Below are 13368 nucleotides of genomic sequence, written 5' to 3'. Positions count from 1 at the left end.
ATGAAAAGAGTTCTTTTTCTTACCGGGACACGCGCTGACTATGGAAAGCTTAAGTCTTTAATCAAACGCCTGGAGGCTGAGGTAGGATTTGAGCCCTTTGTTTACGTCACAGGAATGCATACCCTTTCCCGCTATGGCTATACAGCACAGGAAGTTATTAAAGATGGTTATAAGAATATTTATGTAAACATCAATCACCATGCTGGGGACCCCATGGAAATGGTTTTGGCTAATACCATTAAGGGCATGTCCAGATATGTTTATGAGTTGGAGCCGGATATGATCGTCGTTCACGGTGACCGGGTTGAAGCTTTTGCCGGAGCCATTGTTGGTGTCTTTACCAATACTCTTGTTGCGCATATTGAGGGAGGAGAGCTCTCGGGAACCATAGATGAATCTATACGCCATTCTATAAGTAAATTAGCTCATATTCATTTCGTCAGCAATAAAGATGCTTATAGCCGTCTGTGTCGTATGGGAGAAGATCCCAATAGTGTTTATGAAATAGGATCTCCCGATTATGATGTGATGTTTAAAGGGGAGCTACCTTCGATCCAAGATGTAAAAAGATATTATGAAATACCGTTTGATGAATATGGCATAGTTATTTTCCATCCAGTAACCACTGAACGCGATCAATTTAAAATTTATTCCGATAGTTTTGTTGAGGCGATAAATGAAAGTGGGAAAAAATTTGTAGTGATTTATCCTAATAATGATGACGGTGGAGAATATATTTTGGATGCTTATAAAAAATTAAACCCAAAGCATACAAAAATTTATCCTTCTGTTTCTTTTGAAAGATTTATAACTTTGTTGAAGAATTGTACGTGTATGCTGGGCAATTCCAGTGCCGGAATCAGAGAAGCTCCTTGTTATGGGGTACCTGTTGTTGATGTCGGCACCAGACAGGATGGAAGGTTTAAGCATAATTGTATTATGAATGTCGATTATGACAAACAGAGTATACTTGATGCGATTCATGGTCAGTGGGGCGCTGACTACTCAGGTTGTAAAGTTAATCGTTTTGGAGATGGAAGAGCTTCAGAACGGTTTTTTGCGATTTTAAACAAAAGTAAAGTGTGGTCTACCTCTCTTCAAAAGAGGGTATGTAATGAGTTGTGCTGATATATGTATCGCGATTATCCCGGCAAGAGCTGGGTCAAAAGGAGTCAAAAATAAAAATATAGTTGAACTCAATGGGAAGCCTCTCATTAGTTATACTATTGAGGCTGCTCTTGATTCAGGCGTATTTGATCATGTTTTTGTTACAACAGATGGCGAGGAGATTGCTGAAGTCAGCGCCGAATGTGGTGCAGAGGTGATAGACAGGCCTCGTGAGTTAGCACTGGATAAATCCAGCAGCATTGACGTAATTGTGCATGCTTTAGAAGCAAAAGAATTTTTCAAAGGTTGTTTCTGCCTGCTGCAGCCGACTTCGCCCTTACGGGACTCCAAAGACATAAGGGAAGCTTTTGAGCTGTATAAAAGTTCTGAAGCTACTTCCGTAATCAGTGCAACCTCAGTAGGTCACCATCCCTACAAATGCCTGATGCAAAACAAAGACGGTAATTATGCGCCGATCCGAAATCCTGAAGACCTTGTCTCTGCGCGGCAGGATCTGCCCATCTGCATAGCTCCCAACGGCGCTATATATTTTTGTGATATCGCCAGTTTCCTGGAGCAGAAAGTGCTGTTCTTTCCGAATACTGAATATTTTTTGATGCGGCCGGATCGTTCGGTTGATGTTGACAGTTTGACGGACTTGAAGATTGCCGAATTCTATCTTTCTAACCAGTAGTGCTATTTTTTTGTATTAACAATTTATAAGTAAAGGTCTGAGGGGCTTATGGAAGATATCTTTGGATATGAACTGGCGAATAAGTGGGATTATGAAAACGGGTTTTATCTTACCAGCGATAAAACACGGATTCCTAAACTGTTGGCTCATTATGAATTATACAAAATGATATCTTCGCTGCCTGGGCATGTTGTAGAGTGTGGTGTGTTCAAGGGAGCTTCCTTAATTCGGTTTGCAACGTTTAGAGATGCTCTTGAGAGTTCCTACTCAAGGAAAATTATTGGTTTTGATGCCTTTGGTAAATTTCCTGAACAGGAGCATGTTGAGGATAAAAAGTTTATTGAAATTTTTGAGTCTGATGCTGGTGATGGGATCTCGAAAGATGAACTTGCGCAGGTTTTTAAGCATAAAAACATTGAGAACTATGAGCTTATTGAAGGGGACATCTGTTCTACTATCCCGGAGTATCTGGTTGACCATCCTGAACTGAAAGTTGCGTTGCTGCATATCGATGTCGATGTCTATAAACCGACAAAAGTGATACTGGAGCATTTATATGACAGGATTGTTCCCGGGGGGCTTATTGTCTTTGATGACTATTCAATTGTTGCAGGTGAGACTCAGGCCATTGATGAATTTTTCGCGGATTCCGGCGCACAATTTGAAAAGCTGAAGATCTCTCACAGGCCAACTTTTTACAGAAAAAAATAGTCTTATACATTTTGACCTGTCAGCCGCATGTCTGTGCATATTTGTTAGACAAAATGCACATTTTTCAGCTGACAGGTCTGTTTTATTTTTGCTGCAGAATTACCGGCCGGTCGGATATTTTTTAGCGCATGCGTATGGCAAACGCGACGCCGTACCCCAGCTCGGTAAACGCAAAGCCGCTCATTTCCGGTCGCGACATGATTGTGTCCTGCCAGATTTTCAGCAGTTCCGGGTGTGAGGGGTGGGCGATGCCATCAAAAACAATGGCTCCGCCAATTCTCAAATGAGGCAGCACATCCAGTAAGTCCTGTGTGGCTCCTTCCGGGGTATGATCGCTGTCGACTGTGATTAAATCAAAGCTCATACGAGGGTTCTGGGAAAAGAAGTGAGGCAGTGTCTCATGGGAATTGCCGTTGACAAATTGCAATGTCCCTTTGTGTCCAAGGCGTTCCATCTGTTCCTGCACAAAAGCCGGGCCGGGATTGTCCATGCCGGCATATCCCGCACGCCACATATCGAATCCAACAACGTCGACCTGAGGGTTGCCAGAGATAACCATGGCCATGCTCCGCCCCTGAAGGACACCTATTTTCAGATAATTTTTAACATCCAGCATGTTGGACAAAGTGTACAGCACCGTGCATATGTCTGCATATTTCCAATGCTTGCCAAAGCGTCGCAATCCACTGGACATGAACCCGCGTATGTACTTCAAGTAGTCGTCTTCGCTGAGCCTATTCAATATATCAAGCGTATTGGTATAGGTTTCCATTTCAAACAATGAATCTGCAAAAGTAGATGCTCCGGCTAAAGGAGGATCGTACCATTGCACGCCTTTTACACGATAACTGTTTTTACCGACAATATCTTTAGTCGGAAGCAATTTCTTGTTTTCAGGACTGTTCGTTGGGTTAACAACCTCGTTTATCTTCATGGCAGAATTCACCATTTTCCCTATATTCCTGCCAAACCGGGAGCAATTTTCTAAACTTTCCTGAAAAGCGGCTTTTTCAGCTTCAATGTCAGGCATTGCCGTAAATTTATCAGAAAAATCCACAAGTATATCTGCTAGATTTTGTGCGTCCCCGCCCTTGAAGACGAGGCTGGATTCAGGAGATTGTTCCAGATGTACAGGGATGTCAGAATGGATAACCTTTTTGCCTAAAAGACGGCAGTCCTCGATAACAGTACTCCACCCTTCGAACAAAGACGGCTGTACGACAGCCTGAGCACCGCGGAGTAACTGTATTTGATCTGCGCGTGGCAGAAGGCCGAGAATATGAACTTGTTCGGTTAAATTATGTTCTTCCAGATAATCTTGAACAGTATCGAAATAATCAGGGTGTCGTAAGTCTTCAGTCGCACCGGTACAAATCAGCTGTAAGATAATTCCTTGATCACGTAATAAGGCTAGTGCTTTGAAAAGAGTTTTATGGTCCTTATGCTTCCAGAACTGGTTGCAGCACATCAAGTATTGAAAATTAACAGAGTATTTCTTTTTGATTTCTTCATGATCACCGTCCATCCATCCCGGTTCAAGTGAAGATGCGAATGGTACAACAAAGGTTGGGCAAGTGACTGTAAAAAAACGATGAAAATCATTTAGCGCGGCCTCACTGCTCAATACAACTAAATCTTTGCCGCCTGCGAGGCGAGAAAAAAAATCAGAACGCCAGTCCAGTTCTTCCTTGGAGAAATATTCCGGTAGATAGCAATGTTGGAAATCAGGTATCCAATAAACTGGCGCAACACCGGCTGGCACATCAAATTGATCGGAGGCGGGATACAGAACGTCTACATCACCCATTTCAGAGTCGGGGTGATATATACGTATGTCCGAGGCCAAAGGCAGGATATTACGGTATTGATCCATATGCTCAACCTGATCAGGGCGTACAAAATAAATGAGTCTTAACTTTTGATCCGGGGAGACAGACGCGTTTGCTAAGGCTATGTTTTTTAAATAGTTTGGTCCGCCCGTCCAACTGCTGCTTCCCCATTTTATGACAAGTCCTAATGTGGGCATTGCCGTCTCCGTGTTATTTTATATTTTGTTTTAAATACCATTCAGCAAAGCGCCTTACTCCGTCCTGGAGGGGTACTTTTGAAATAAAACCCAGTTTTGACAATCTGCTGATATCAGCTTCCCAGAATAAGGGATCTCCTTCCCTTTGCTCTTGATTAAAATGAATCGGAACGTCGAGATTTAAAGAACCCATGAGCGTTTCAATTATCTCCCTTACAGATACCTGCACTCCATTGGCGACATTCAAGGTCGTGTTTGTAATCTCGTTTGTAATCAAGAATGAGACAATTCTGGTCAAGTCGTTAACATGGATAAAGTCGCGTGTTTCTTCTCCTGTACCGAAGAGCTGCATACCTCCATGGCTGGCTTTAACTGCGGCATCCCAGAGCAATTGCTTTTTGAGCCCTTCTCCATAGCAGGAAAAAATTCGCATACACAGGTATGGCTGGTCATAAAGCTCATAGTATTCCCGGAGAATGTTTTCGCTGATGACCTTGTGAAAACCGTAAGGGGAAATCGGGCGAAGAGGGGCATCTTCAGATACCGGAAGTGTATCAGGGTTTCCATAAACAGCTGCACTGGAAGGAAAAATAAAAGTAGCTCGTATTTTTGATCTGCGCAGTGAGTCAAGGACGTGCATTACAAGTTGCGGCCCGGCAATAAAGTCGGCCTCAGGGTTTTCAACAGATAAAGGCACAGAGCCTTGTCCTGCACAGTGCAAAACAGCATCGGGTTTTTTCGCCTGCAGGTAATCGCTTAAGCTGGAATCGGGTAAAATCATTTTTTTATAATCGTCCAGAGTGTCAATGGCAGGTTGTTCAGACGCTCCAACTCCAATGACACTGTGTTCTTTTATAAGATGTGAAGCAGCATGACTTCCAATGAAGCCATTAACTCCTGTAATTAAAATGGTTTTTTGCATCTATTCTCCAGTTTTTACCTCTGGTTTTTACACTGCATAACCTTAAGCGATTTACATGAACTTCCCAAAATTAAGAAGTTCATGTACTGATAACTCTAAGAATATATTTGATTTTGCTTTTGAACATACACTTCAGTTAGTTGAAATGCTACATAAAAATAGAGACCTGTCTTGTGATTGTCTATTTGATAATTGTTTGTGTTTTAATTCTTCCGGTGTGTCATTGAAAGTTCAGCATGCAATTTCAGGTGTGGCCGGAGTTGTGCTGTCTGGAGTTCTTGCCGTGAATTGGTATTTGTATACTTATATGTGTTGTCTGTACGGACTATTTAATCTGCCGCAAAGTCATTTAGTGGATTGAATTGTGATGTTTTTTGAATTTATAATTTAGTTGACGGGCATGCAAAAGTTTACAAAGTTTATGTAGGTTGGGCCAGAGGCGAGATTCTCGTATATACTCTTGGTTTGAGCCTTTTAGCTGTTGATTGCGTAGCTAATTTGTATGAATGTAAAGTCGTGATCATTTTTTGCGGTAAAATGTTTGTAAGGAGAAGATGATGATTCCAGTTATTTTAGCCGGAGGGTCCGGGTCCCGTCTCTGGCCGTTATCGCGGAAGGATTTTCCCAAGCAGCTGCTGCCTGTTTTAGGTAGCCGATTTTCACTATTACAGGCTACCGTGGATCGGGTTATGAAAATCCCCGGTGCTGAAAGTCCGATAATTGTCACAAACGAGAAGTACCGTTTTATTATAGCGTCGCAACTTCAGGAACTTGGATGTGATCCGGGGCGGATTGTGCTTGAACCTGAAGGTAAAAACACTGCCCCGGCTACGGCTGTGAGTGCTTTTCTTGCTCTCCAGAATTCTGCTGCTGCAGAATTGCTGGTTCTTCCTGCCGACCATTACATTGCAGATGTAGAATCTTTTTTGGAATCTGTTTCCGAAGCTCGTGAATTATTGGAAGCTTCAAGTCTGGTTACTTTCGGAGTGGTCCCCGACAAACCGGAGACCGGATACGGTTATATAAAAGGCAACAATGATATTAAAGTCGGTAAGTCTGAAACAGGTTTTGCCATTGATGCTTTTGTTGAAAAACCTGATCTGGCCACTGCTGCAGAATATGTTGAATCAGGCCATTATTACTGGAACAGCGGAATGTTTATGTTCAAGGCTGAAGCTTTTCTGGAAGAGCTCAGTAAATATGAACCGGAGATGGTAGACTGCTGCAGGAAGGCTGTTGAAGATGCAAAGAACGATTTGGATTTTCTTAGATTAGATGCCGCTTTCACTGATTGCCCTGCTGAATCTATTGACTATGCACTGATGGAGAAAACTTCCAGAGGGGTAGTTGTGCCTCTGGAGTGTGGCTGGAGTGATGTCGGTGTCTGGTCCTCACTACACGAAGTAGGTGCTCAGGATGACAGCGGAAATGTCTCTATTGGTGATGTTCATATGGAAGAGAGCCGGAATTGTTATGCTCATTCTTCAAGCCGCCTTGTTGTCGGATTGGGGGTCGATAATCTCGCTATTGTAGAGTCTCAGGATGCTGTGCTTGTCTCAAGCCTTGACCGTGTGCAGGATGTTAAAAAGGTAGTCAGTTTTTTAAAGAATGCCGGGCGCAAGGAATATGAGACTCACTGCAAGGTGTACAGGCCTTGGGGAAATTATGAAAGTATCGATTCCGGCGACAGGTATCAGGTTAAGAGAATTATTGTCTATCCGGGCCAGACATTGTCCCTGCAAAAGCATTACCACCGCGCAGAGCACTGGGTGGTAGTCAAAGGAACGGCTATCGTTACCCGGGATGATGAAGATATGGTCTTAACTGAGGACCAGTCTTCATATATTCCTTTGTCTGCGGTCCATCGTCTAAAGAATCCCGGTAAGGTGGATCTTGAACTGATCGAAGTTCAGACCGGGAGCTATCTTGGTGAGGATGATATTGTAAGGCTTGACGATGTCTATGGCCGTTCAGAATCATGACGTTTAGTGCCGAGAGAGGAATAATGCCGAATACTTCATTTTCCTGTTTTAAAGCATATGACCTTCGTGGCAGGGTTCCAGAAGAGTTGAATCCTGAACTTGCCTATAAAATAGGGCTTGCCTATGCCGAGGTCTTTAGCCCCCGTACTGTAGCAGTCGGTTATGATATCCGTCTTTCCAGCCCTTCCCTCCGTTCTGCGTTGATCGAAGGACTTAATAAAGGAGGAGTGGATGTAAAGGATATCGGACTTTGCGGGACAGAAGAAATCTATCATGCGGTGTTCAGTCTGGGACTGGATGGTGGAATCATGATTACGGCCAGCCATAATCCCAAAGGTTATAACGGGATGAAATTTGTCCGGGAGCAGGCTATCCCTGTTAGCGGTGATTCCGGGCTGAATAAAATTAAGGAACTGATACGAAAGGATTCCCTGAAGGTTGCAGCAAAGTCCGGCAAAGTGGAGCTGGTTGACAATACCCGAAAGTATATTGATCACCTGCTTACGTACATAGAGCCGGGCAGGCTTAAGCCGCTTAAGGTTGTCGTTGATCCCGGAAACGGCGGGGGGGGCAAGATTATTGATCTTCTGGAAAAAGTGCTTCCTTTGAATTTTATTAAACTCAACAATGAACCTGACGGTAATTTTCCGTGCGGGGTACCGAATCCTCTGCTTCCGGAAAATAGAGCTAAAACTTCACAGGCAGTTCTCCAGCACAAAGCTGATTTAGGAATAGCCTGGGACGGTGATTTCGACAGATGTTTTTTTTATGATGAGAACGGGGAGTACATAGAAGGCTATTATTTGGTCGGATTGTTTGCAGAGATGATTTTAGGGAAACATCCCGGGGAAAAAATATTACATGATCCCAGACTGACCTGGAACACGCGCAAGGTCGTTCTGCAGCATGGTGGAGTCCCTCTTGAAACGAAAACCGGCCATGCTTTCATCAAAGAAAGAATGAGGCAGGAAGATGCCGTATATGGCGGAGAAATGAGCTGCCATCATTATTTCAGAGATTTTTCCTATTGCGACTCCGGCATGATCCCCTGGCTTCTTGTTGTTGAGCTACTTTCAGTTTCAGGGAAAAAAATTTCAGAATTCATAAGTGAAGCAAAAGCGGCCTTCCCTTCAAGCGGGGAGATAAATCGCAGAGTGGAAAGCAGTGAGAAATGTTTTAAGATGATCCGTGATGAATTTCAGGGTGAAGCTCTTGTCTTTACAGAAATTGACGGACTCAGTTTTGAATACGAAAACTGGCGTTTTAATTTGCGATCTTCAAACACTGAGCCGGTGATCAGGCTCAATGTCGAATCCAAAGGCGACGCTGCCGTGGTGAAAGATATGACTGAGAAAATTTTAAGAATGATCGACAGTCAGGCCGGCATCCTTAATGGGCGTTCTCGCAGTCTCACCGGCTTCCTGTAACGGTTATTGTTGTGCTTGACGAGAGGACAGGACAAGCTTCAAATTGTCATTCGCTTCTGATACAAGAAAGTTGATTTAATAGTAAAAAATAGTTTGTATTATAGTCGGCAATGGTGACGTTGCCCCAATACTTGAGGTTAATATGGCAAAAAAAGCACTTATCACTGGGATAACCGGACAGGACGGGGCATATTTAGCCCGTTTTTTATTAGAAAAAGGGTATGAAGTGCATGGTATCAAGCGCCGTGCCTCGTCGTTTAATACTCAGAGAATAGATGATCTTTATCAGGACCCTCATGAGAAGGGGCGCCGACTGTTCCTGCACTATGGGGACCTTTCCGATTCTTCCAATCTTATTCGCGTAATTCAGGAAATACAGCCGGATGAGGTGTACAACCTTGCTGCGCAAAGTCATGTGGCGGTCTCTTTTGACAGTCCGGAATATACTGCCAATGTAACGGGATTGGGAACTTTGCGTCTTCTTGAAGCTATCCGCACCCTGGGTTTGCAGAAAAAAACCAGATTTTATCAGGCTTCCACCTCGGAACTGTTCGGACTGGTCCAGGAAGTTCCGCAGAAAGAAACTACTCCTTTTTATCCACGGTCACCTTATGCGGCAGCTAAACTTTATGGTTATTGGATATGTGTCAACTACCGTGAAGCCTACGATATGTATGCCTGTAACGGTATTCTCTTTAACCATGAGTCCCCTGTGCGAGGCGAGACTTTTGTAACCCGCAAGATTACGCGGGCCTTGGCCCGTATTAAGCTTGGTATGCAGGATTGCCTGTATCTGGGGAATATGGATGCCAAGCGTGACTGGGGTCACGCAAAAGACTTTGTTCGTATGCAGTGGCTCATGCTGCAACAGGATTCTCCGCAGGATTATGTGATCGCCACAGGGGAACAGCATTCCGTTCGCGATTTTGTTAATGCTGCCGCGGATGAAGTAGGTCTTGATATAGAGTGGCGCGGAGAGGCTGAAGATGAAAAGGGGATCAATAGGGAAACCGGGGAATGCATTGTTGCTGTCGACCCCCGTTACTACCGTCCTACTGAGGTCATGAGTCTTCTGGGGGATCCTTCCAAGGCTAAGGAAGAGCTGGGTTGGGAACCGGAAATTTCATTCAATGAGCTTGTTGTGGAAATGGTCCAGAAGGATTTGATTGAAGCGAAACGCGAAAAATTGTGCTTGCAGCATGGGTTTGAAATGTTTCAGCCACAGGAATAGCCATGAAGCTTAATGCCGATGATTTGATTTATATTGCCGGGCACAGGGGACTTGTTGGTTCTGCTATTTATCGTAGGCTGAAAAAAGAAGGTCTTGATAATATTCTGGTTAGAAAAAGTTCCGAGCTGGATTTACGGAATCAGCAGGCCGTGGATACTTTTTTTAATGAGGAAAAGCCGAAATTTGTATTTTTATGTGCGGCCCGTGTCGGCGGCATACAAGTCAACAGTATATATCCTGCTGATTTTATTCGTGATAATATTCAGATTCAAACAAATGTTATTGACGCTGCATATCGAAACGGTGTGAGCAAGCTGCTTTTTCTCGGCTCATCATGTATTTATCCTAAATTTGCCCCGCAACCGATTCAGGAATCGAGCTTATTAACGAGTGCACTTGAGCCTACCAATGAATTTTATGCCATTGCCAAAATTGCCGGGCTTAAAATGTGCGCAGCCTACAGAAGGCAGTACGGTTTTGATGCTATAGGTGTCATGCCTACCAATCTCTATGGTCCGGACGATAATTATGATCTCGAGACTTCGCATGTGATCCCCGCTTTGCTGCGTAAATTTCATGAAGCAAAAATAACTGGCAGTCCCACTGTCACTGTCTGGGGAACAGGCCGGCCCAGACGAGAATTTATGCATGTTGATGATTTAGCTGACGCGTGTCTGCATCTTATGCTGCAGTACAGTGATGAGGCTCCTGTAAATGTGGGGTCGGGAAAAGATCTCAGTATCGCTGAGTTGGCGCTCCTGATTCAGGAGACTGTCGGCTATGAGGGAGAGATTGTTTACGATACTGACAAGCCTGATGGGACTCCTCAAAAGCTGCTGGATGTTTCAAAGCTGCATGGTACCGGATGGCAGACTTCCATCGCCCTCAGGGACGGTTTGCGTGATACATATGAAAGTTTTCTCTCTTCAGTTGACTGATCGTTTACTAAGTTAAATATTCAGGTGTTTTTAACCGTCTCATATAAGGCCTTATTTTATGCCAAATTTTGAAAATCCACTCGTAACAGCAATTGTTTCAACGTATGCTTCTGAGCGTTTTATAGACGGCTGTCTTGCAAATCTTGTGGGGCAGACTTTTTTTGAGAATATGGAAGTGATCGTTATTGATGCGGCTTCTCCTGAAAATGAAGGCGATATCGTCCGTTCATATCAGGAGCGTTATCCTAATATCCGTTATATACGTACGCCTGAGAGGATTGGGCTTTACCCGGCATGGAATATTGGAATACGCGAGGCCAGAGGAAAGTATCTGACCAATGCAAATACAGATGACAGAAAGCATCCTCAATGCATAGAAAAGCTTGTCAGGGCCTTAGAAGAAAATCCTGAGTCGGTTTTAGCCTATAGTGATTGCACTATTACTGATGAAGCAAATAGTGAGTTCGGTGCCGGACGTACAACCGGTTGTTTTGAATGGCTTGATTACGATCATTTAAACCTGATGCGGAGGTGTGAAATAGGCCCGATGCCTTTGTGGCGAGCATCACTGCATGAAGAAATAGGTTTGTTTGATGAGTCTTTTATCGGTGCAGGGGATTATGAATTCTGGCTTAGAGCTTCCCGGAAACATGATTTTGTTCATTTGAAGGAAGATTTAGGGCTGTATTTACAGCATGAGGATAATTTAGAAACCCGCAATATGCAGCGTAAGCTGAATGAAGAATATTATATAAAATCAACTTATCTGAAATTCTTTTTTGAAGATTCATTATTAAATTTACCCTCTCTTTTGTCTTACCACACTGAGGCTGTTAAATCTTTTGTTCGCGATCGGGAGAATGTAACTGCTGAGCAGTTACATTCTTTCGAATCTCATTACTACGCCTGTGCCCTGCTTATGGCAAAGAGCGGAATGGTTGATGATGCGATAGAGATGCTCAATGACTGGCTTAGCTCGATCAATGTCTCAAAAAACATCGGGCATCTTTTATATTCCCTCCTTCTCAGGCAAAATGTTGAAGTTGCTGCTTCAGCAAGAAAAGTCAGTTTTGTTGTTACTGATAATGCCCATCCTGAGCTCCTGGCGAGGAGTCTGGAAAGTGTTTTTAAACAACAGCATGAAAACTGGGAGCTACTCATTCTTTCGTCCGCTGAAGGGGACGCCGGTCAAGTCAAAAATAATTTTTTTGCGCGGCTCTCTTCTCTTGTCAGGTATTCGGACATAAAGGGCCGCATTGAAGTCTTGGCAGAGGATAAGCTTCATCTGCTTGCGTATGATCCTGCTGATATTAATGGAGCAATGGAGCAGGCTCTTGACTGGGCTTCAGGTGACTATGTGTGTGCACTTTGTGCCGGCGAGGTTCTCATTTCGTCCTATATTGCAAGGGCTGTTTCGCAGCTTGAGCAGGAAAGTGAAGCTGGATGGGTTTCGCCTAGGACTTTGTTTTTTGGGCCTGCCGCAGTTCCGGCCTGGGGAATGCCCTTTGCGTTGCAGCAGGCCCTTGTTGAACCCCCGGCCCCGGGGGCAAGCCTTTTCCGGCGTAGTGCGTGGAAAGAGTTGCAAAATTCTTCTTCAGTTTTTTCTACATTTGAAAAATGGGAATTCTGGCTCTCCCTTGCTGAGAACGGCTGGCAGGGTCGAGCGCTTGCTGAATTCGGGGTAATAGTAAATGTCGCCCAGATGGATGGCTTGCTTGCTGAGAAGCGGAAAACGCTTCATGCAATTATTGCTGGACATCCATACTGGTATTCCGTTCAGGGAACGAATCAGACTGCAGTTAGAAGTGAGGCTGTTGCCAGGTATGAGGCGGCAGGCGATAGAATGGGGCGAGCAGAGTTTACAAAGCATTTAGCTGCCGAATCCGTTCACTCTCCCATTGATTCCGGTAAGTTCCGTTTGGCCATGCACTATTGGAAAAAGAGAAAGACAGATAAGGTTCTCGGGCTGCTGGAGCAGATTCTTTCAGCGGACCCGAATGACTCTGCTGCACTGGAACTCAAAGAGAAGGCTTTGCAGTACCAGTCTGAATAAAATTAAGTTGATAATTTGATATGTCTGTTTGAAATAAATTGTATTAGTTCCGACTTGATCTGACATTTCCTCTTGAAACAGAAGAGGTTCTCCTTTTTGATGGAAGTGCAAACGAACCATCAAACCAGGCACTATGCCCAAGGAGAACCACATGTCCAGTTTCAATCAAAACATCATAAAACACAAGATTGGTCTGCTGAATCTGGCTGAAGAGCTTGGTAATGTTTCCAGAGCTTGCAAGCTGATGGGTTTTTCTCGCGATACTTTTTATCGGTAT

General features: G+C 44.0%; 11 protein-coding genes. 9 read left to right on the top strand and 2 right to left on the bottom strand.

The window, feature by feature from the left end; genetic code table 11:
* From neuC to D0S45_19325, 3 genes are read left to right on the top strand one after another with little or no spacing between them, the layout of a single operon-like run.
* A complete protein-coding gene (gene neuC, locus D0S45_19335; protein TIH11996.1) occupies positions 1 to 1128 on the top strand; it encodes a UDP-N-acetylglucosamine 2-epimerase (hydrolyzing) in 1128 nt (375 codons plus the stop codon).
* Positions 1115 to 1801 carry an acylneuraminate cytidylyltransferase family protein gene (locus D0S45_19330; protein ID TIH11995.1) on the top strand — a complete coding sequence of 229 codons (687 nt, stop codon included), beginning with the start codon at positions 1115 to 1117 and terminating at the stop codon, positions 1799 to 1801. The genes neuC and D0S45_19330 overlap by 14 nt, the downstream gene beginning before the upstream one ends.
* A gap of 48 nt (positions 1802 to 1849) precedes the next feature.
* Complete coding sequence (locus tag D0S45_19325) at positions 1850 to 2512, top strand: dTDP-6-deoxy-L-hexose 3-O-methyltransferase (protein TIH11994.1); 663 nt, start codon at positions 1850 to 1852, stop codon at positions 2510 to 2512.
* Positions 2513 to 2633: 121 nt separating this feature from the next.
* Here D0S45_19325 and D0S45_19320 read toward each other — a convergent pair whose 3' ends face one another.
* A complete protein-coding gene (locus D0S45_19320; GenBank protein ID TIH11993.1) occupies positions 2634 to 4538 on the bottom strand; it encodes a glycosyltransferase in 1905 nt (634 codons plus the stop codon).
* Between the two features lie 13 nt (positions 4539 to 4551).
* The gene (locus D0S45_19315) at positions 4552 to 5460 is read right to left on the bottom strand and encodes an NAD-dependent epimerase/dehydratase family protein (GenBank protein ID TIH11992.1); all 909 of its coding nucleotides are present in this window, start codon (positions 5458 to 5460) and stop codon (positions 4552 to 4554) included.
* Between the two features lie 557 nt (positions 5461 to 6017).
* Here D0S45_19315 and D0S45_19310 point away from each other — a divergent pair.
* The 6 genes from D0S45_19310 to D0S45_19285 all read left to right on the top strand — a co-directional run.
* Entirely contained in the window at positions 6018 to 7442 is a 1425-nt protein-coding gene (locus D0S45_19310) for a mannose-1-phosphate guanylyltransferase/mannose-6-phosphate isomerase (GenBank protein ID TIH11991.1), read from the top strand.
* Positions 7443 to 7465: 23 nt separating this feature from the next.
* The gene (locus tag D0S45_19305) at positions 7466 to 8869 is read left to right on the top strand and encodes a phosphomannomutase (GenBank protein TIH11990.1); all 1404 of its coding nucleotides are present in this window, start codon (positions 7466 to 7468) and stop codon (positions 8867 to 8869) included.
* 142 nt (positions 8870 to 9011) lie between these two features.
* Positions 9012 to 10100 carry a GDP-mannose 4,6-dehydratase gene (gene gmd, locus D0S45_19300; protein TIH11989.1) on the top strand — a complete coding sequence of 363 codons (1089 nt, stop codon included), beginning with the start codon at positions 9012 to 9014 and terminating at the stop codon, positions 10098 to 10100.
* A 2-nt stretch (positions 10101 to 10102) separates the two neighbouring features.
* Positions 10103 to 11038 carry a GDP-L-fucose synthase gene (locus D0S45_19295; protein TIH11988.1) on the top strand — a complete coding sequence of 312 codons (936 nt, stop codon included), beginning with the start codon at positions 10103 to 10105 and terminating at the stop codon, positions 11036 to 11038.
* Between the two features lie 58 nt (positions 11039 to 11096).
* Positions 11097 to 13091: a glycosyltransferase gene (locus D0S45_19290; protein ID TIH11987.1), complete on the top strand. Its 1995-nt coding sequence runs from the start codon at positions 11097 to 11099 to the stop codon at positions 13089 to 13091.
* Positions 13092 to 13242: 151 nt separating this feature from the next.
* A partial coding sequence (locus D0S45_19285; protein ID TIH11986.1) for a helix-turn-helix domain-containing protein occupies positions 13243 to 13368 on the top strand: 126 nt, incomplete at its 3' end.

The organism is Marinifilum sp. JC120, assembly GCA_004923195.1.
Classification (GTDB): domain Bacteria; phylum Desulfobacterota; class Desulfovibrionia; order Desulfovibrionales; family Desulfovibrionaceae; genus Maridesulfovibrio.
This window is presented reverse-complemented; position numbering and strand designations above follow the sequence as displayed.